Here is a 19,852-nt window from a genome sequence, read left to right as displayed (position 1 = left end):
CTTAAGCGTTGAACGGAAAATCTTCGGAAGTTGTATTGTCAGTCGAGCATGTTAAGAAAAAGATTGGTCGAAAATGGATTATACACGACGTGACCTTTGATGTGAGAGCGGGCGAAATCTTCGGCTTTCTCGGCCCGAACGGAGCCGGCAAAACGACGACGATCCGGATGCTGGTCGATTTGATCAAGCCGACCTCCGGTGTGATCAAGGTCAGCGGTTATGATGTCAATCGTCAGCAGGAGCAGGCGCTTCGTTATGTCGGCTCGATCGTGGAAAATCCCGAGATGTATTCGTTTCTGACCGGCTGGGAAAATCTCGAACATTTTGCGCGGATGCAAAAGGGAGTCGATCAGGCCAGAATCACCGAGGTGGTTGATCTGGTCGGGATGAACCGAAGAATTCACGACAAGGTCAGCACCTATTCCCTCGGCATGAGACAGCGGCTGGGCATCGCTCAGGCGCTGCTTGGCCGCCCAAAGCTGCTCATCCTCGATGAGCCGACTAACGGCCTGGATCCGAAGGGGATCAAGGAGATGAGGCAGTTCATTCAGCGCTTAGCGGCCGAGGGGCTGGCGGTATTTGTATCCAGTCATCTGCTCAGTGAAATTCAGCTGCTGTGTGACCGGGTGGCCATTATTAGCAGCGGCCGCATTCTGGCTGTCGGCGAAGTGGAGGAATTGATATCCGGCAGCAGCGATCTGGTGATATGGGATCTTCAGCCGGCTGCGAAGGGCAAGCAGATATTGGAGCAGCTGGAGGCTTGCCAGGTAGTGGAGCATCCGGAAGAAGAGCTGGATGATGGAATATTAGCCGGGATGTCCCCGGATGCGATTGTGACGCGAATGCAAGAGTATGCCACCTCCCGGACGGTCGAGCGGCTCGTTCGCGAAGGTATTGAGGTTCGGGCGGTTCACCGGATCAATCCTACACTGGAGCAGCTGTTCCTCCAGATGACGGAGGGTGAGAATATTGAGTAGCTTGTGGCCTTTGATCCAGAATGAAACGATAAAAATTGTCAAACGCAAGCGATTTTATGTCATATTGCTTGTGCTGCTCGTTCTGGTGCCGATGTTTACATATGCACAGATGAAATCGGCAGAGCGAAGCCGCGACAAGTTTAACAGCGACTGGCGGCTGGAGCTGCAGCAGCGGATCACGGACAACGAGTCTTCGCTCAGCAGCGACCGGATTCCGGATGAATGGAAGCGATACCGGATGATTTTTATTCAGCAAATGCGGTATTATTTGGAGCATGATGTAAATCCTAATGAACCGAATGGCGTCACATTTACCCGTGAGTTCATGAATAATTCCATCTCCTTGTTCATCCCGCTCATGATTATGGCGATCGCCTCCGATATTGTGTCCGGGGAGCGGACGACGGGGACGATCAAGATGCTGCTTACGCGCCCGGTCAAGCGATGGAAAGTGCTGCTCAGCAAGCTGGTCGCACTGTTGATGTTTATCTCGCTCATCGTGGTGTCGGCATATATTATCGCTTATCTTGTGTCCGGATTGGCCTTCGGCTACGCCGGGTTTAATCTGCCGATATTTACGGGCTTTACGATCGTAGGCTCGGAGGTGGACATGTCCACGGTTCAAGCGGTGCCGCAGTGGAAGTATTTGCTGATGCAAGGCGGTCTCGTCTGGTATGTCGGTGTCTGTGTCGGCATGCTGGCCTTTATGGTGTCCGTACTTGTACGAAGCACGGCGGCCAGCATCGTCATTATGATGGCGGCTCTCATTGCGGGCAATATTTTGACGAACATGGCCTCCGCTTGGAACAGTGCCAAATATCTGTTCATGGTGAATTTGAACCTGACCGACTATTTGGCCGGCAATCTGCCTCCAATTGAAGGCATGACACTCAATTTTTCCCTGATTGTACTGGCGGTTTGGGCGGCTTTGGCCATCCTAGTTTCATTCAGCGTCTTTACGAGAAGGGATATATTGAATTAAAATGGACAAAGCATGAAACATCTGTTTGCATTTTTTCTAGGGTATGATTCCCAAAGTATCGTTAATGAATGATTTGATATGAGAATTGAAGGAGGAGCATGAATGGTCGAACAGATCGATTTGTTTGCAGAGTCATCACAGAATGGCGGTAACAGCCGTTCAGGATACGATGCTGACGACATTCAAGTGCTCGAAGGCTTGGTTGCGGTACGCAAACGGCCAGGCATGTACATAGGCAGCACCAGCACGTCCGGCTTGCATCATCTGGTGTGGGAGATCGTGGATAATGCCGTTGACGAGCATTTGGCCAAGTACTGCACGAGAATTGAAATTACATTGCATCAAGACGGTTCGGTGACCGTCTATGATAACGGGCGCGGAATTCCGACCGGCATGCACAAGACAGGCATCCCTACACCACAGGTGGTCTTTACGATTCTGCATGCTGGCGGTAAATTCGGCGGGTCGGGATATAAGAAATCGGGCGGATTGCACGGGGTTGGTGCATCGGTGACTAACGCGCTGTCCGAATGGCTCGTAGTGGAGATCTATCGCGATGGCAAAATTCATCGTCAGCGCTTCGAGTACTGGAAGGACAAGAACGGCAAGGAGCATGTAGGTGAGCCGGTGACCGGGCTTGAGGTGCTTGGCAATACGAACAAGACCGGGACCAAGATTACGTTTAAGCCAGATGCACGCGTCTTCTCGGCCAGCACCAATCTCAACTACGACACGTTGGCCGAGCGGCTTCAGGAGATCGCGTTTCTTAACTCGGGCTTGCGCATCGTGCTCAAGGATGAGCGAAGCGGCAATGGCGAAGAGTTCTTCTACGAAGGCGGAGCGAGCCAGTTCGTTCAGTTTCTGAATGAAGGCAAGGATGTGCTTCACGATGTCATCCATTTCTATGCCGAGAAGGATGATATCGAAGTGGAGATCGCGCTGCAATACAATGCCGGTTATACGGAGACGCTGGCATCCTTCGTCAACTCCATCCCGACCCGGGGCGGAGGAACGCATGAGACCGGCTTTAAGACGGCATACACGCGTGTGATGAACGATTATGCCCGGAAGAACAGCCTTCTGAAGGAGAAGGACAAGAACCTGGAGGGCAACGATCTGCGGGAAGGGATGATGGCGGTCATCAGCGTCAAAATGTCGGAGGTGGAATTCGTCGGCCAGACGAAGGATCAGCTTGGCAGCGCCTCCGCCCGCAGTGCGGTTGATAGTATCGTAACCGAGAAGATGCAGATTTTCCTGGAGGAGAATCCGCAAGTTGCACAAACGCTGCTGAAGAAAGCGATCCAGGCTTCCAAAGCCCGCGAAGCGGCCCGCAAAGCCAGAGACGAGATGCGCAGCGGCAAGAAGCGCAGCGAGAGCTCCAATCTGGGCGGCAAGCTGACGCCGGCTCAATCGAAGGATTTCACACGGACTGAGCTGTTCATCGTGGAAGGCGATTCCGCTGGCGGCTCGGCGAAGCAGGGCCGGGATTCGAAAATCCAGGCGATTCTACCGCTGAAGGGCAAGCCGATGAACCCGGAGAAGTCGAAGTTGGCTGATATTTTGAAAAACGAGGAGTACCGGGCGATTGTATCGGCGATTGGAGCTGGAATCGGCACCGAATTTTCCTCGTCGGACAGCAATTATTCCAAGATCATTATCATGACCGATGCGGACACCGACGGCGCACATATTCAGGTGCTGCTGCTCACGTTCTTCTATCGGTACATGAAGCCCCTCATTGATGAGGGCAGGGTCTATATAGCCCAGCCGCCGCTCTACAAAATCGCCAGCCGTTCAGGCAAGCTGGAAACGGTGCGATATGCGTGGACGGAGGAGCAGCTGGCTAACTATCTGAAGGAATTCAAAAATTATGAGCTGCAGCGCTATAAGGGGCTCGGCGAGATGAACCCGGATCAGCTGTGGGAAACGACCATGAATCCGGAGACACGGACGCTGCTGCAGGTCCAGATTGAAGATGCGGCCAAAGCGGAACGGCGCGTATCAACGCTAATGGGAGACAAGGTCGATCCGCGCAAGCGCTGGATCGTGGAGAACGTCGATTTTGCCGAGTCTGAGGAATAGAAGGTGAATGAATGAGTTTATCCGAGCAGTTTTTACCCGCGTATTTGGAAGAGGTTGTCGGTGACCGTTTTGGACGGTACTCGAAATATATTATTCAGGACCGGGCGATTCCCGATGTTCGCGATGGCCTGAAGCCGGTTCAGCGCCGCATTCTGTATGCGATGTATGATTCCGGGAATACCCCGGACAAGCCATATCGCAAATCGGCCAAGACGGTCGGAGACGTGATGGGGAACTATCATCCGCACGGCGACAGCGCGATCTATGAAGGCATGGTGCGGATGGCCCAGCCGTGGAAGATGGGGCATGTGCTTGTGCAGGGCCACGGGAACTGGGGCTCTGTGGATGATGACCCGGCGGCGGCTATGCGTTACACGGAAGCGCGCCTGTCTCCGATTGCGATGGAGCTGCTGCGCGACATTGAGAAGCGCACCGTATTGTTCAAGGATAATTTTGATAACACGGCGAAGGAGCCGGTCGTGCTTCCTTCGCGTTATCCGAACTTGCTGGTGAACGGCGCGAGCGGCATTTCCGCCGGATTCGCCACGGAAATTCCGCCGCATAATTTGCGTGAGGTGATCGATGCGTGCATCGCGGTCATGCAGAAGCCGGATATTGAGCTGGCTGATATTATGACCTTTATCAAAGGGCCGGATTTTCCAACCGGCGGCATCATCATGGGGCGGGAAGGCATCCTCGATGCCTATCGCACCGGCAAGGGGCGCATATATATCCGGGCGAAGACCGAGATTGAATCGCTTCGCGGCGGCAAGCAGCAAATCGTCATTACCGAGATTCCGTATCAGGTGGTCAAGTCGAGACTGGTGACTGCGATGGAGAACATCCGTCTGGAGAAGAAGGTTGAAGGCATCGCCGAAGTTCGGGATGAGAGCGGCCGCGACGGCCAGCGGATCGTCGTTGAGCTGAAGAAGGAAGCGGATGCGAACGGGATTCTCGCGTACCTGCTCAAGAAGACGGATCTTCAGGTCAACTATAACTTCAACATGGTGGCGATTGTGAACAAAACGCCGCAGCAGCTCGGATTGAAGGCGATGCTGGAAGCCTACATCGCCCATCAGCGCGAAGTGGTGACCCATCGTACCCAGTATGAGCTGGAGCGTGCAGAAGACCGTGCGCATGTGCTTGAAGGGCTTGTGAAGGCCTTGAACATTTTGGATGAGGTCATCAATGCGATTAAAGCCTCCAAGAACCGCCAGGACGCGCAGAAGAACCTGGAATGGATGTTTGGTTTTACGGAGCGGCAGGCAGATTCGATTCTGACATTGCAGCTGTACCGCCTGACCAATCTTGAAATTCATCAGCTTCAGAAGGAACTGGATGAGCTGATGAAGAAGATCGACAATTTACGCTCCATTCTGGACAATGACAAGAAGCTGATCGGCGTGATTCGCAAGGAGCTGCTTGAAATCCGGGAGAAGTACGGCGTCGACCGCCGTTCCGACATTCAGGATGAAGTGGAAGAGATCAAGGTGAATCTTGAAGTGCTCGTTAACGCGGAGGATGTGCTTGTGACACTGTCCAAGGATGGTTACATCAAGCGGACCAGCATGCTGTCCTTCACCCGCTCCGGCGGTGAGCTTGAGAGCTCGGGCGTGAAGGAAGGCGATTATATTACACGCCTGTTCGAAGTGAACACGCTGGATAGCTTGCTGATCTTCACCGATCGCGGACAGTATTTCCTGCTGCCTGTTCACCAAATTCCGGAGTACAAATGGAAGGATGCAGGAACGGCGATCGTGAATGTGATTCAGCTGCCGAAGGAAGATTCCATCGTCTCTGTGATTCCGGTGTCCAATCTTGATGAGGCTGGCAAAACCCTGGTGTTTGTTACCCGCAAGGGACAGGTCAAGCGGACAGAGCTGAAGGATTATGCCACGAAGCGGACCGGCGCGGTAGCGGCGGTGAAGCTGGCTGCAGATGATCAGGTCTTGAGCGTAACGATGAGTGATGGCACCAAGGAAATGATGCTGGTAACGAAGGGTGGCATGAGCATTCGCTTCCGTGAGTCGGAGGTGAACAGCATGGGACGCGTGTCCGGCGGCGTACGCGGCATTCAGCTTCGGGATGACGATGAAGTCGTGGCTTCGCTTTGGGTTGAAGAAGATGAAGGCGAAGTGCTCACGATAACGGATCTCGGCTACGGCAAGCGCAGTCTGCTCATCGATTATGCGGCGCAAAGCCGGGGAGGAAAAGGCATCGTCACCTTCGAATTCAAGGAAGGCAAGCGCGTCAAACCGAACGGAAATGTTATTGTCGGTGCGTTCTACTGCCGTGAACCGATGGATATTACGGCGTATGATCAGCATGGGCAGCCTTATCTGATTCATTCGGAGAAAGTTCCGATTGCCGAACGCAAATCTGTCGGCAAGCTGCTGGTGGATGTTGGCAAGAACGGTATTGTGCAGGATCTGGTCGTGCATCCGAAGCCGGAGCAGAACAAGGAAGGCTGATTGCGGGTACGATTGTCGCAATTTTGTAAACCTGATCGGTTGCTATGAACCATCCCCTGGAAATTCATTGGTGAATCCAATGGCATTTTCAGGGGATTTTTGTGTGTGCGAGTGCAGATTTATCGCAGGTTACCTCCGCGAATTTAGTTTGCACTATACTACATAAGTAACTATGTGTCGAATTAAACGGAAACATGAGATGCCTTGAATGACAAGGGATATCAGGAAATGTCGTATTGTTGGAAATTATATTTTTTTACGAAAAAAGCAGGAATATGGAAGAGCAAGCGCGAAAGTTAATCCTATAAATAAACAGGAACTATGTATGCCATTACATCAATAGGAAGACGGGGTGTATCCCAAGCGGGTGCGCAACCGGAAAGGACGGGATAACGATGTATACAGCCGAGTTTGCCAAGGTATGGTCCAAGCTGGCCAAGGATTACAAGCTGCATATGGAGGGGGGGCTCGCGCCCTCGTTAACGGAAGCGCAGTTAACCGTACTTGAGGTGCTGGAGGAGCAGCAGCGCATGAAGCCCTCGGATTTTATTCCTTATCTGGCCACCAGCCCTGCGGCAGTCACGATGCTCCTGGACCGGATGGAGAAGAACGGCCTTATTTTGCGAGAGCGGGATGAAGAGGATCGACGCATTGTGTGGGTCACGATCTCATATAAAGGGAAGGAAGAGTACAAGCGGGGCCTGAAAGTCCGCGACGAGTATTTGTCACAGGTGTTAAGCCGGATATCGTCGCATAATCAGCAGCTGCTTATCTATTTGCTCGGCAAGATCAGCACAGCGCCCCAGGAAGCGCTGGTGGAGGCTTAACAGACATAGAGCCCCTGATGCAGGAAGGGAATAGGATGCTATTCCATCTTCAAGCACCAGGGGCTCTATTAATTGAATGGGTCAGTCTCGCAGCTGCAGTGCACGCTGGATCAGCTCCGGCTGGAACAGGCTCCATGGATGCGCCGCAGGCGGCATGGCCTGGATCACAATCTCTTCCTTGCTGGTCGGATGAGGGAACCCGAGCTGCACGGACCATAAGGCAATCTGCTGGCCCGCCTTGTTCAAGCGGCTGCCGTATTTCTGGTCCCCGTACAGCGGGTGACCCAGTTGGCTTAACTGAACGCGAATCTGGTGAGGCCTTCCGGTATGAAGCTCGATAAGCACCAAAGACAGTTTGTCTTTTGTGGCCAGTACGGTGTAATCCAGCACCGCTTCCTTGGCTCCCTCAGTTCCTTTCGGGACCACGGACACCGTATTGGTTCTGGAATCCTTGTACAGCATATCCACCAGACGACCGTTCGCTTTGGACGGAGTGCCGTGAACGACGGCAACGTAACGTTTGCGAAGGCAGCGGCTGCGGACGGCTTCCGACAGGCGTGAGGCTGCCTTGGACGTTTTGGCGAAGACCATAGCCCCGCCGACTGGCCGGTCAAGGCGATGGACAAGTCCGAGGTATACATTGCCCGGCTTGTTATAGCGTTCCTTGAGATCCTGTTTCAGAATCGTCAGCATATCCGGGTCGCCGGTCGCATCTTCCTGGGAAGGAATGTTTACCGGCTTGCTTACGGCAAGCACATGATTATCCTCGAACAGTACGTCGATGTGCGGATAGACTGTGCGGTGTTCACCGCTCATCGCTTACGACTCCCAGCGACCGAGAATGCCGCATGGAAGGTTTAAACCTGAACGGGTAATCGGCAGCCCGATTTCACCCGCTGTAATCGTCCCTCCGAATTTCGGCTTCATGGTCATGGTCAGCATATTGTTCAGCACGGACGGGGATATTCCTGTTGTGTAGGAATTGATAAGCATGAACAGCGGCTGATCGGAAATGATCTCAAGACAGCTCTCCAGGAACGGGTAGAGACTGTGCTCCAGCTTCCACGTCTCGCCTCCGGGACCGCGCCCGTAAGATGGGGGATCCATAATGATGGCGTCATAACGATTGCCGCGGCGCTGCTCGCGCTGTACGAACTTGAACACATCATCCGTAATATAGCGGATCGGGTGATCCGCCAGCCCGGACAATGCGGCATTCTCCTTCGCCCATTGCACCATGCCTTTCGCGGCATCGACATGAACGACCTGCGCACCCGCCGATGCGGCGGCTACCGTTGCCCCGCCCGTATATGCAAACAGGTTGAGCACCCGGATCGGCCGTCCAGCGGCTGCAATCTTGTCCATCATCCAGCGCCAGTTGGCTGCCTGTTCAGGGAACAGCCCGGTATGCTTGAAGCTGGTCGGACGAATATAAAATTTGAGCCGGTCATAGGAAATCGTCCACCGTTCGGGAATCTGCTTCTTCATCTCCCACTGTCCGCCTCCGGACGAACTGCGATGATAATGCCCGTGCACATTTCGCCATAATCCGTCCTCTTGCTTGATCGGCCATATAATTTGCGGATCGGGCCGGCGAAGAATGACATCGCCCCAGCGCTCCAGCTTCTCGCCGCCTCCGGTATCAATGACCTCGTAATCTTGCCAATCTTGAGCTACATACATGTTGATAACCATCCTCTAAACGTCATTTGGATTTTATTGTACACCAAATGGCACGCGAAATGCTACCAAGCAGGGAGGAGCTGAGCGTTCGTTTCAGCCGGATGGAAAGGAGGCGGCTAAAGAGCTGCCCGCCTAGATCCTTAAGTTCGAACATAAGCAGATACGGAAACCTCTGCTTTGCATCATGGGGATTCCGGCTTCGTTTCAATCGTCAGCCCTTCGACATGCTTGCGTTTCATCAAATTTCGCTTTTTGCGGTTTTCCTTACTCTCAAATACGATGTCCAGATCGTATTCCTCCGGATATAGCTCCTCCGCACCGATAAAGGGCTTCAGCCGCTTGTGATTGATCCGTACCTTATCGTTCTGGATCATGACGCCGACATTCCCTCTTCCGTCGGGCAGATCATACACCGTGCCGCTGCGTTTCAAATAGGGGATATATACCCTGTCGCCCAAGCGAAATTTCGGCCGGGTTGCTGCTTCATTGGCGGCATGTTCTGCTTCCGTAACCGCTGGCTCTTGCCGGAAGTAGGGAGGAGCAGTCTCCTCGCTATCTGGCACCGCCGGTTGGCTGCTTATGACCGTCTCGCCCAGGGATGCGTCCTGTGCGTCCTGGTCCGATCCGCGTTCGCTGATGCGATCAGGCTCATGGTCCAGAGACAGATCGACGCTGCGGCCGAGCTGTGAAATTTCCCGGGATCTGGCGATGATCGCTTCCGGGATGCCCAGCCTGGCTGCGATGACAAAGGCGTAGCTGTGTCCGGCTTCGCCGATACGCAGACGGTATAGCGGCTCCAGCGTTTCGGTATCAAATTCCATGCGGGCATTTTCAAACCCCGGGGAACGGGCGGCAAAATTTTTGATCTCGGTAAAATGGGTCGTGACCACGACGGTTGCCTGACGCCGGTGAAGCTCTTCAAGTATGGCGATGGACAATCCAACGCCCTCCCCCGGATCGGTACCGGAGGCCATTTCATCGAGCAGGACAAGCGTGGATGTGCCGGCCGTTAACAATATATCTTTGATATTCCGGATATGGGCCGAGAAGGTGCTGAGCGCATGCTCCAGGCTCTGACCGTCTCCGATGTCGACAGCCACTTCCTCGAAGATGGCGCCTTCGCTTCCCTCCTGAACCGGCACCAGCAGCCCGGACTGCACCATCAATGTGATCAGCCCGATCGTCTTGAGCGCCGATGTTTTCCCGCCGGTATTCGGACCGGTAATGATGAGAGATCTGTAGCCCCGGCCAATCCGAAAATCCAGCGGAATCATGGCCGCGCCAAGCAGCGGATGGACCGCTCCTATCAGATGGATGTATCCCTCCTGATTGAGGCTTACATTGCGCCCGCCGATGGCCAGTGCATACTTGCCCCTTGCGAGTATAAAATCATACATGCCAACCGTATCGACATTGATTCTCAGCTCCTGTTCATATCGCTCCGTCAGACCGGTCAGCTCGCTTAATATTTTTGTTTCCTCCTTGGCTTCCTCGCTTTGCAGCAGGCTCAGTTCCATCTGGAGCGAAAGCAACTCTTGAGGCTCGATAAATACCGTCTGGCCGCTGGCCGATTCGTCAAGAAGGGTCCCTTTGATCTGCTTGCGATACTCTTTCTTGACAGGGAGCACGTAGCGCCCGGCACGTTTGCTGATGACATGCTCCATCAAGATGCTTTGATGACGGTTAAGCAGCTGGTCCAGCTTTCGTTTGATCCGCTCCTCGGTCACCTGGATTTTTTTGCGGATCTTGGCGAGCTCCTTGCTGGCATGATCGACGATGCGGCCGCCGTGAATGCTGGTTTCAATTTCATTCAGCAGCTGGTCCAGCTCTTGCATGGAGGCTGCATAGCTTGAAATGGTGGGGGCGAGCTCGCCTTTGGCGGCCATATACTTGATCAGCTGGCGGCAGCTCCGCAAAAACTGGGCAATATGCCCTAAATCGCGCTCGGTCAGCACATACCCGGTACCGAGCAAATCCAGCACGAGCTCAATGCCCTCGAGTGAAGGTAGGGGGACGCTGGCCCTTGCTTCAAGCAGCCTCCGTGCTTCCTCGGTTTCCCCCAGCCGGTGTCTGATCGCTTTCGGCTGCGTTAACGGGGCGAGCTGCTGGATATGTCGCTGGCCGAGGTAAGTGACCGCATAGTGCTCCAGCTTCGCCCGAATTTTGGAAAACTCCAGTTTGCTCATCGCTTCATTCATTATTTGGTTATTCATCGCTTCTCGCTCCTTTGAGTAGGTAAGTTCCCTTGCATACAATATCGAGCCCATACAAAAAAGCGGCAAGTGAACAGGGTTCACTTGCCGCCGGAAGAAGGGTACACGCTCACAAGATACTTGAAACAAGCCTTGCCTTCGGTCAGGGGTGGACACCGGAGCGGTGCTGACCGGGGAAAGCAGAAGGCAAAAAAACCGTGCTGAACTACAGCACGGCTCGAATGTATCTTATCAGAGTGAACCCGAAAAGGGCTTCAATTGATATCCGTAGTTCTTAACTAATTCAACGGACAGAATCGGCACAGCAAAATAAACATGCCCGAAATCCGGGACACGCACATAAAAACTGGCAAGCTCCATCCATATGAAATTTGGTTAGTTAAGAACATTCACCGACATCAAAATCTCTCCTTATATGAAAGGGTATGGCCTAACTATAAAACTGCGGGGATGCGGAAGTCAATAGGCAGACTCATAAAATGTTTCATTTGCTTCCAAACTTGTTTTGTCGTTCAGATTGCGTTACGCTGGAATTAGTAACATTAGGGATTTTTTAACGAGGAGAGACAGGAGGAACTGTATTTATGGGGAAAATGCTGACACGCGCAGAGGTTCCTGTCCATGAGACGTGGGACCTGACCGACTTATTTCCGTCACAAGAGGCATTTGAGAAAGGTTTGGAAGCTGTTCTGAAGCAGGCAGAATCACTTACCCGATTCAAAGGGCGCCTTGGCGAAGGAGCCTCCGTGCTGCTGGAATGCTTGAACGAACAGGAGGCGCTATTGGAGGAAGCGGGGAAAGCGGCTGCCTATGCCCGGCTTCGGCAATCCGAGGACGGCACCAATCCGCTGAATCTGTCCAATTCGGCGAAGTCCGGCGATGTGATGTCTAGAATTATGTCATCGCTGACCTTTGTTGAATCCGAACTGCTGGAGCTTGAAGACGGCTGGCTTGACAGGTATCTACAAGAAGAGAAGGGGCTGGCCTCGTACGAACGCAGCCTTAAGCTGCTGCTTGACACGAAGCCGCATCGTCTGACCTCTGAAACGGAGCAGGTGCTGGCCTCACTGGGCGAAGTGCTTGGCGCACCTTACCGGATCTATTTACGCGGCAAGCTGTCGGATATGACCTTTGAGGACATCGGCGAAGGCGAGGAGAAGCAGCCCGTATCGTTCCGCCTCTATGAGAATACATATGAGATGAGCGAGGATACCGAGCTGCGCCGTGCGGCTTATGCTTCCTTCAGCAAGTCGCTGCAAGGGTCGCGCCACACGTTTGCCGAAGCCTATGCAACCGAAGTGAAGAAGCAGGTCATCCTGTCCCGCCTGCGGGGATACTCCTCCGTAACGGAGATGCTGCTGAAGCCGCAGCAGGTTACGACCGAGATGTACGATCTCATTCATGATACGATCCTGACAGAATTGGCTCCACATATGCGTCGGCTGATGAAATTGAAAAAGCGGGTGCTCGGCCTGGACAAAATGCTGTTCTGCGATCTGAAAGCACCGCTGGATCCGGACTTCAATCCAAGCATTTCCTATGAGGAAGCATGTTCGACCATCCGCAGTGCGCTTGCGGTGCTCGGCCCGGAATACGGGGAGATCGTGGATTCCACCTTTACGAAGCGCTGGGTTGACTATGCCGACAATATCGGAAAATCCACAGGAGCCTTCTGCTCCTCAACGTATGGTGTGCACTCCTACATTCTTGTGACGTGGGCGAACAACATGCGCAGCGCCTTCACGCTGGCGCATGAAGTCGGGCATGCCGGACATCTGATGCTGGCAGGGCGCAATCAGCGCATCACCAATGCCCGTCCATCGATGTACTTCATTGAAGCTCCGTCGACGATGAATGAGCTGTTGCTGGCTGATCATCTGATGAAGAACGCGGAAGACAAACGGATGCGCCGCTTTATTATTCAGCAGCTTCTCAGCACCTACTATCACAACTATGTGACCCATCTGCTGGAAGCAGAACTGCAAAGAAGAGTGTACCGCTGGGCAAGTGAGGATCATGCGATTACAGCCGATAAGCTGTCCGAGCTGAAGGGACAGGTGCTCTCTGATTTCTGGGGCGACGCACTTGAACTGGATGAAGGGGCGAAGCTGACCTGGATGAGACAGCCGCATTATTATATGGGATTGTACCCGTATACGTATGCTGCGGGCTTGACCGCTTCGACGGCGGCGGCCCAAGTGATCCGCGAGGAAGGCCAGCCTGCGGTGGACCGCTGGCTTGAGGTGCTGAAAGCAGGAGGCAGCCTGGAGCCGCTGAAGCTGATGGCGCTGGCCGGAGTGGATATGTCCACATCCGAGCCGATCTCCCGCGCCGTTGCGTATGTCGGTTCCCTGATCGATGAGCTTGAAGCGTTGTACGAGTAAGTCATATCCGGAATTCATGACATTAAGCGAACAACATATATAGGAGAACAACCCCAAGGGCCCGTTGTGAAGGGCCCTTGGGGTTGCTTCAGTTTAAGCATCGGCAGGTTTTCCCATATCATGCGGAACCGAGGGGGGATCTGACCTCTCAGCCGTGTGACTGCGCTCATCCCACAATTCCAAAGGAACCGTAAAATAGAAGCAGGACCCTTCATTTTCACGGCTGTCTACGCCAATGGCGCCACCCATGAGCTCGACAAGCTTTTTGCTGATGGCCAAGCCGAGGCCGGTTCCGCCATACTTTCGGTTCAAGAAGGGGTGGAGCTGGGAGAAGGACAGAAACAACTGATGCTGCTGTTCAATCGGAATGCCGATCCCTGTATCCTTCACTTCAAAAGCGAGGGTAATCTCCTCCTTGCCGGAGCAGGTCATTCCTTTGGCAGACATGAAGACACTGCCGCGTTCCGTAAACTTGACGGCATTGCTGATCAGATTCACAAGCACCTGGCGCAGCCGGATCGGATCCCCGATGACGACTTTGGGGACAGTTTCGGCGTCGAGGCTGCAAGTGAGCTGCAGCCCTTTTTCCCGGGCCTTGCCGGAGAACAGATCAATCACGCTCTGCATCAGGGCCCGCAGGTCAATCGGTTCCTTGTTCAACGTCATTTTACCGGTTTCAATTCGGCTGTAGTCGAGTATTTCATTTAGCGTATGCAGAAGGGAGGTGCTGCTTTCCTTCAGAATCTTCGTAAACGTCTGCTGCTCCTCATCCAGACTGGTGTTCAACAGCAAATCGATCATGCCGATAATCCCGTTCATGGGCGTCCGCAGCTCATGGCTCATCATGGACAGAAACTCGGACTTGGCCTGATCGGCACGCTCGGCGGTTTCTTTGGCGCGGATAATGTCCTTCTCGCTCGTAATATCGCGGAATACAAGCACCGCTCCTTTCAGCTCGCCCTGGTCCCATATCGGATTGACCTGATAGTCTGCCAGAAAGCTGGTTTCGTCCTGTCTCCACAGCACAATCTCGGTGCGCGACAGCGATCGGCCGCCTCTCACAGCCTCCACGATCGGTGAATCCTCCTGATAGAAATTCCCGTCCAGGCGCATTTCCCTGATAAGGTGATAGCAGCTGAGTCCGATGATGGATGCAGGCGCGATGCCGAAGATTGCGGCCCCTGCCGGATTAATAAAAGCTACCCGACCTTCCTGATCCAGACCGACAATCCCTTCGGAGACGGTATTGAGCAGAAGGGTCAGCTCGCGGCTCAGCTTCTTGTTTTCTTCCAGGGAGCGAATGCGATCGGTGATGTCCCGCGTAATGCCATATACGCCCACCACTTCGTCGTCCACGATAATTGGGATATTGACCGTGTTGATTTCAACCAGATGCCCGTCTTTGTGCTTGATCGTCAGATCATAGCTTTGAGGCTTGCCCTCTTTCGCCATGTTGAAATGATACAGCGTCTTGGGCAAATCCTTCTCGGCCACAATCGGGCCGAAATACATTCCGATAAGCTCGTCCAGCGTGTAGCCGGTCAGCTCCTGCAGATTGCGGTTGGCGGTCATGTATTCGCCGTCCAGGTTCATGGAGTACACGGCCGATGGATTGTATTCAAACAGGGAGCGGTAACGCTGCTCGCTTTCCTTCAGTTTGAACTCCATTCTCTTCCGTTCGGAAATATCGCGGGCAATGTACAGCATTTCCGTATGCTCGCCTTCCTCGCGGCCGATGATCGGCTTGCAGTTGACTTCAAACCAGATGTGCCTGCCATCCCTGTGAATATAGCGAAACGTAATCGGCATCGCCGGCTCGCTGTGCTGGCAGAATTGCAAGTATTCCTTCAGCGGCGTGACATCTTCCGGATATATATAGTCAAAGGCGCTGTTCCCCTGAAGCTCTTCCGGATGATATCCCAGCAGCTTATAGCAGGCGGGAGAGCAGTAGAGGAAGACGGCATTATCCAAGGTCGTCCTGGATATAAAGTCTTGAGAGTTTTCAATAATCTGTCTGTATTTGTTCTGGTTTTTGAGGAACCGCTGGTTCACGCCGGTGGGATGGCATGTAATAAGAAGCAGCTCCTGGTCGCCGGAGGGGCTTCGCAGGCGTGTATATTTCAAGGATAAGGTGTCTAAGCGGTGATCGGGCCGGAGCATGTCCAGAACCGTTTCAACCACTGGCTTGTGCCCGGTGCGAAGCTGCTCGTATGCGCTGTGAATGAACGTCGGAGAGAATTCGCGGATTTCCTTCCGCTTCGTCTGCATAAATTCTGTTTCGCTGCCCCCGAAAAATTGATAAAAGCTGCGATTGGCCCATACCCATTCGTCCTGTTCCGGAGACAGGAGCGCAAGACCAACCGGTAACTCGTTATATAGCTGTTCCCAAACCCATTCCTGTGATGAAAAAAATATCAAAAGGCTCACCCCCGTCAACTTACACTTACATGAACTGTAATAAGATGAAATGAAACGATAGCATGCATGGCAAAGGCAGCCCAAAACTCCATCGCGCTTGATCAAACCCGGAAATGAAATACTTGCTCTATGTAAATATACGACATCCCCCAGACTTTCTCCTTGAATATATGTTTCTTGCTTGTATTACCCGTCTGATGGTGAATTTAAACGGAAAAAGAAGCGGGTAGGCGAACACCCTCGTCAAGGCAAATGCATACATTACGGTGAGATGATATAAAAGGAGGAGTACCATGTCAACCTACCCGGGACAACAGCTGCTGTTCCAGTGTGATCACCAGCTGGTCAATTCGATGAAGAAGCATAAAGAGCATGCGTACCAGTCGCTGCAAAAGGCGCTTCATCACAAGGTACGAGTGCATACGATGGATGACGAGATCGTTGAAGGGGTCATTATCAATGTGGATGCAAAAAACGTCTACATTCATATCGAGCATGATCCAAGGGGACTGTACCCATACGGGCCACGGCCTAGACCGCCTTACCCTCCATATGGCGGATACCCGCCGTACCCTGCCAATCCGTACTATTCCAACGTGATTCTTCCATTGGCCCTTTTTAATCTGCTGGCAGTGAGCCTTTTATAGGAGAAGTGACCTTTCTATCGTGGATTTGACCTGCGGCACAGCGCAGGTTTTTTTTCGTGGGGAGATGGACGAGGCTGCCGATGAAACAGAAGTACAAACGACCCTCCTCATGATGTGAGAAGGGCCGTTTGTATGCATAGCGATTGATTCGAATTAGGGCGGTAAGCTGATAAGCCCCTAGATGTTACCGGTCTGCACTCAGATCGAGCCAGTTCAGCTCTTCGCGCGTCAGCTCAATTTGTGCGCCTTCCTCGCAGGAGCGCAGCTCCTCTGGCGTCTGGGCGCCAATCAGGGCACAGGTCGGAAACGGCTGGTTCAGTACATAGGCAAGCGCGATCTGAATCGGCGTTACGCCTTTGTCTTTGGCCAGCTGCTTCGCCCGTTCCAGACGCTCCCAGTTGTCGTCGTTGTAAAAGACGCGAACGAGATCCGCATTATCGCGCACTTCAGGCGTGAAGCGCCCGGTGAAAAATCCGCGGGCCTGGGATGACCACGACAGAAGCGGGAACTGCTCGGCTTCATGCCAGTCGCAAGTCTCTTGGTCTGCTGACACGCAGCCTGTCCAGAAGGGCTCATTCGGCTTGGCCAGACTCAGATTGGGGCTGCTGAATGTGAAACCGACTAGCTGATGCTCAGCGGCATACGTGTTGGCTTCCTGAATGCGCTGCCACGTCCAGTTGGAGACACCGATGGCGCCGACCTGGCCGGATTTGATATAGGTATTCAGCGCTTCCACAATTTCGCCTGCCGGAACCGAAGGATCGTCACGGTGGAGGGCATACAAATCAATGAAATCGGTGCGAAGCCGTTCAAAGCTTGTAAGGATATCCTGTTGAATCGCCTTCGGGTTTACCCGGGGCCCATTCTGATCATGATGAGCGCCTTTGGTCAGAATGACGAGCTGATCCCGGTTGCCTCTTTCCTCCATGTAGCGCCCGATTACCTCTTCGCTTTGTCCGCCGCAGTAGATATGTGCCGTATCAATCGAATTGCCGCCAATGGCTAGGAAGGCGTCGAGATTGGCCGCAGCCTTCTCATAGTTATCATGATAGAAGTAGTCCGAGCCTTTCATTAGTACGGAGACCGGTTTGTTTAATCCCTGGATTGAAATATACTTCATGCTTTTAGCTCCTCTCCTGGATATGCATTTAATGTGATTCTGGTCCGCTCATGAGCGGATTGAAGGCAGGCATCAATCACCCGCATATTGTGCACGGCATCTGCCACAGGGTAACGAAGCGGCCTGCGGAATATGATCGCCTCCGCCAGCTCGTCGGCCTGCTCACTGTATGCGTTTACATGGGGGACATCCATCTGATGGCGCTCCCCCTTGGCCGTGAGGAAGAAGTGGCCGCCGCCTTCGGGGAATGTGTAGGCATGAGGCACTTCAATGATGCCCTCTGTCCCGATGATTTCAAGCGGATTACGGAAGGCAGCCCACATTCCGCAGTCAAAGGTAAGCGAGACGTAGCCTTCAAATTCAACTAATCCGGAAGCCATCATATCGACATGATCATGCTCAGGCGAGAAGAGGGCTTGCACGGTGACGGCTTGTGGTTCCTGTCCAAGCAGCAGCCGGGCTGCATTAATCGGATAACAGCCGATGTCATAGATCGAGCCGCCGCCCCAATCTTTACGGAAACGAACATTGCCCGGATTTCCGGCACTGTTGAAGGTAAAGGCACTGTGGATGGCGCGAACCTCGCCGATCGCTCCTTCAACGATCAGCTTCTTGATCATGTCGTAACGCGGATGATGGCGGTACATGAATGCTTCGGCCAGGTGCATTCCTGTCCGCTCAGCAGCATCTGCCATCTCGGCAGCTTCCGCTTCAGTCAGTGCCAGCGGCTTCTCGCACAGCACATGCTTGCCTGCTTCAAGTGCCCGGATGCTCCATTCCTTATGCAAATGATTCGGGAGCGGAACATAGATGACATCGATGGACGGATCCTCCAGCAGTGCTTCATAACTTCCGTAGGCTGTAGGAATATTCAACTCCTCCGCCGTCTTCTTCGCTTTCTCTTCGTCGCGGCTTGCTATCGCTGCAACTTCATTCAGACGGGAATTGGCAACACCGGGAATGACAGCACGCTTGGCTATGCTGGCACAGCCCAGAATTCCCCACTTCAGCTTGGGTGCGCTCATGGCTTGAAATCAACTCCTCGGATACGATTAAGATTATATTGCGATTATAAAAGACAGAAATTAAAATTGATATAATATTATTTTGCAATCGATTATAACAATATTGTTCTATGGAGGGACGGGATGAAACGACAAATCGTGCTGCTCACACTTCCGCAAATGCCCTTCTTCTGCTTCCCGGAATCGGTTGGCATCTACCAGGATGAACCTGATCATAGCGTATCCCGTTCTGCGGGGGCACTCAACAACTTTAATATTCATTACGTCGCTTCAGGGAAGGGCTATGTTGAGCTCGACAATAAGGTCTATCCGCTCGGACCGGGGGAGGCGGTTCTCTATTTTCCGATGCAGCAGCAGCGCTATTACAGCAGCGAGGACGAGCCTTGGGATGTGCGCTGGTTTCATTTTTACGGCAGCGGTTTGCGGCATTATCTCATTGAACGAGGCTTCCACAAAAGCCAGCTGTGGACCATCCGGCAGCGCGCTGCCTTTGAACAGGCCCATGAAGAGCTGTTGCACGAGGCGGAACAGCACCGGATGCTGAACCCGAGACGATTATCGATACTGACTTATGCGCTGCTGACAGAATTCGTAGAGCAAGCTTCCCCGCTGTCCGGCCCGAAGTCGGGGACTTCGGAACATCGGATTTTGGAGATTCTGCCGATGATGCAGCAGGAAGCGGTGCAGCCGTTCATTCTGGAGGAATGGGCGGAGCGGATTGGGGTGAGCACCTATTATTTCTGCAAATTGTTCCGCAGCGTGATGGAGATGACGCCGATGGAGTTCATCACCCGCTGCCGGCTGCAGATGGCTAAGCAGTGGCTGGTGGAGCGGAAGGAGGACACGATTGGCACCATTGCCGTGGATGCCGGCTATCCCAGCGTCAGTTACTTTAACAAGAAGTTTATGGAGCATGAAGGGATGACGCCGTCGGCTTACCGCCGATTGTATAACGGTTAGCACACGGCCCTTTTGTAACGGATAAGAAGTTCATCCTAAGCTTCCCAGACTTTGGTCCAGGGC

General features: G+C 53.3%; 14 protein-coding genes. 8 read left to right on the top strand and 6 right to left on the bottom strand.

The features are described 5' to 3' along the window. The first annotated feature begins 8 nt into the window (after positions 1 to 8). The 5 genes from MKX64_RS23930 (at position 9) to MKX64_RS23910 (ending at position 7,339) form a co-directional block, all read left to right on the top strand. Entirely contained in the window at positions 9 to 977 is a 969-nt protein-coding gene (locus MKX64_RS23930; protein ID WP_341037739.1) for an ABC transporter ATP-binding protein, read from the top strand. Continuing rightward, positions 970 to 1,959 carry an ABC transporter permease gene (locus MKX64_RS23925; RefSeq protein ID WP_095263591.1) on the top strand — a complete coding sequence of 330 codons (990 nt, stop codon included), beginning with the start codon at positions 970 to 972 and terminating at the stop codon, positions 1,957 to 1,959. Before MKX64_RS23930 ends, MKX64_RS23925 begins: the two co-directional genes overlap by 8 nt. Positions 1,960 to 2,061: 102 nt before the next feature. Continuing rightward, complete coding sequence (parE, locus tag MKX64_RS23920) at positions 2,062 to 4,041, top strand: DNA topoisomerase IV subunit B (RefSeq protein ID WP_341037735.1); 1,980 nt, start codon at positions 2,062 to 2,064, stop codon at positions 4,039 to 4,041. A gap of 11 nt (positions 4,042 to 4,052) precedes the next feature. Beyond that, positions 4,053 to 6,512 (top strand): DNA gyrase subunit A, encoded by a 2,460-nt coding sequence (gene gyrA, locus MKX64_RS23915; RefSeq protein WP_341037732.1) that lies wholly within the window; start codon positions 4,053 to 4,055, stop codon positions 6,510 to 6,512. Between the two features lie 395 nt (positions 6,513 to 6,907). Continuing rightward, complete coding sequence (locus tag MKX64_RS23910; protein WP_095398098.1) at positions 6,908 to 7,339, top strand: MarR family transcriptional regulator; 432 nt, start codon at positions 6,908 to 6,910, stop codon at positions 7,337 to 7,339. Positions 7,340 to 7,420: 81 nt separating this feature from the next. On the opposite strand, the gene MKX64_RS23905 is transcribed toward MKX64_RS23910, so the two are convergent. From MKX64_RS23905 to MKX64_RS23895, 3 genes are all read right to left on the bottom strand, one after another. Continuing rightward, the gene (locus MKX64_RS23905; protein WP_341037729.1) at positions 7,421 to 8,155 is read right to left on the bottom strand and encodes an RluA family pseudouridine synthase; all 735 of its coding nucleotides are present in this window, start codon (positions 8,153 to 8,155) and stop codon (positions 7,421 to 7,423) included. Between the two features lie 3 nt (positions 8,156 to 8,158). Continuing rightward, positions 8,159 to 9,022, bottom strand: coding sequence for a class I SAM-dependent methyltransferase (locus MKX64_RS23900; protein WP_095263608.1), 864 nt, complete (start codon positions 9,020 to 9,022; stop codon positions 8,159 to 8,161). A gap of 182 nt (positions 9,023 to 9,204) precedes the next feature. Beyond that, positions 9,205 to 11,220: an endonuclease MutS2 gene (locus MKX64_RS23895; RefSeq protein WP_341037840.1), complete on the bottom strand. Its 2,016-nt coding sequence runs from the start codon at positions 11,218 to 11,220 to the stop codon at positions 9,205 to 9,207. A 599-nt stretch (positions 11,221 to 11,819) separates the two neighbouring features. Here MKX64_RS23895 and pepF point away from each other — a divergent pair. Continuing rightward, positions 11,820 to 13,619 (top strand): oligoendopeptidase F, encoded by a 1,800-nt coding sequence (gene pepF / locus MKX64_RS23890; protein WP_095263609.1) that lies wholly within the window; start codon positions 11,820 to 11,822, stop codon positions 13,617 to 13,619. A gap of 93 nt (positions 13,620 to 13,712) precedes the next feature. On the opposite strand, the gene MKX64_RS23885 is transcribed toward pepF, so the two are convergent. Beyond that, positions 13,713 to 16,037, bottom strand: coding sequence for a PAS domain-containing protein (locus tag MKX64_RS23885; RefSeq protein WP_155617835.1), 2,325 nt, complete (start codon positions 16,035 to 16,037; stop codon positions 13,713 to 13,715). Positions 16,038 to 16,330: 293 nt separating this feature from the next. Between MKX64_RS23885 and MKX64_RS23880 the strand changes: the two genes are divergently transcribed. Continuing rightward, entirely contained in the window at positions 16,331 to 16,684 is a 354-nt protein-coding gene (locus MKX64_RS23880; protein ID WP_095263610.1) for a hypothetical protein, read from the top strand. A gap of 184 nt (positions 16,685 to 16,868) precedes the next feature. On the opposite strand, the gene MKX64_RS23875 is transcribed toward MKX64_RS23880, so the two are convergent. Both MKX64_RS23875 and MKX64_RS23870 read right to left on the bottom strand, forming a co-directional pair. Then, positions 16,869 to 17,804, bottom strand: coding sequence for an aldo/keto reductase (locus MKX64_RS23875; protein WP_095263611.1), 936 nt, complete (start codon positions 17,802 to 17,804; stop codon positions 16,869 to 16,871). Next, positions 17,801 to 18,829 carry a Gfo/Idh/MocA family protein gene (locus MKX64_RS23870; protein ID WP_095398518.1) on the bottom strand — a complete coding sequence of 343 codons (1,029 nt, stop codon included), beginning with the start codon at positions 18,827 to 18,829 and terminating at the stop codon, positions 17,801 to 17,803. The genes MKX64_RS23875 and MKX64_RS23870 overlap by 4 nt, the downstream gene beginning before the upstream one ends. A gap of 123 nt (positions 18,830 to 18,952) precedes the next feature. Between MKX64_RS23870 and MKX64_RS23865 the strand changes: the two genes are divergently transcribed. After that, positions 18,953 to 19,789: an AraC family transcriptional regulator gene (locus MKX64_RS23865; RefSeq protein WP_155617834.1), complete on the top strand. Its 837-nt coding sequence runs from the start codon at positions 18,953 to 18,955 to the stop codon at positions 19,787 to 19,789. Positions 19,790 to 19,852: the final 63 nt, after the last annotated feature.

The organism is Paenibacillus sp. FSL M8-0334 (assembly GCF_038000405.1).
GTDB lineage: Bacteria > Bacillota > Bacilli > Paenibacillales > Paenibacillaceae > Paenibacillus_AQ > Paenibacillus_AQ campinasensis.
This window is presented reverse-complemented; position numbering and strand designations above follow the sequence as displayed.

Coding starts and splice junctions, on each gene's coding strand:
- MKX64_RS23900 (WP_095263608.1), bottom strand. CDS start 9,022: ATGTATGTAGCTCAAGATTGGCAAGATTACGAGGTCATTGATACCGGA.
- MKX64_RS23875 (WP_095263611.1), bottom strand. CDS start 17,804: ATGAAGTATATTTCAATCCAGGGATTAAACAAACCGGTCTCCGTACTA.
- pepF (WP_095263609.1), top strand. CDS start 11,820: ATGGGGAAAATGCTGACACGCGCAGAGGTTCCTGTCCATGAGACGTGG.
- MKX64_RS23870 (WP_095398518.1), bottom strand. CDS start 18,829: ATGAGCGCACCCAAGCTGAAGTGGGGAATTCTGGGCTGTGCCAGCATA.
- gyrA (WP_341037732.1), top strand. CDS start 4,053: ATGAGTTTATCCGAGCAGTTTTTACCCGCGTATTTGGAAGAGGTTGTC.
- MKX64_RS23910 (WP_095398098.1), top strand. CDS start 6,908: ATGTATACAGCCGAGTTTGCCAAGGTATGGTCCAAGCTGGCCAAGGAT.
- MKX64_RS23880 (WP_095263610.1), top strand. CDS start 16,331: ATGTCAACCTACCCGGGACAACAGCTGCTGTTCCAGTGTGATCACCAG.
- parE (WP_341037735.1), top strand. CDS start 2,062: ATGGTCGAACAGATCGATTTGTTTGCAGAGTCATCACAGAATGGCGGT.
- MKX64_RS23865 (WP_155617834.1), top strand. CDS start 18,953: ATGAAACGACAAATCGTGCTGCTCACACTTCCGCAAATGCCCTTCTTC.
- MKX64_RS23895 (WP_341037840.1), bottom strand. CDS start 11,220: ATGAATGAAGCGATGAGCAAACTGGAGTTTTCCAAAATTCGGGCGAAG.
- MKX64_RS23905 (WP_341037729.1), bottom strand. CDS start 8,155: ATGAGCGGTGAACACCGCACAGTCTATCCGCACATCGACGTACTGTTC.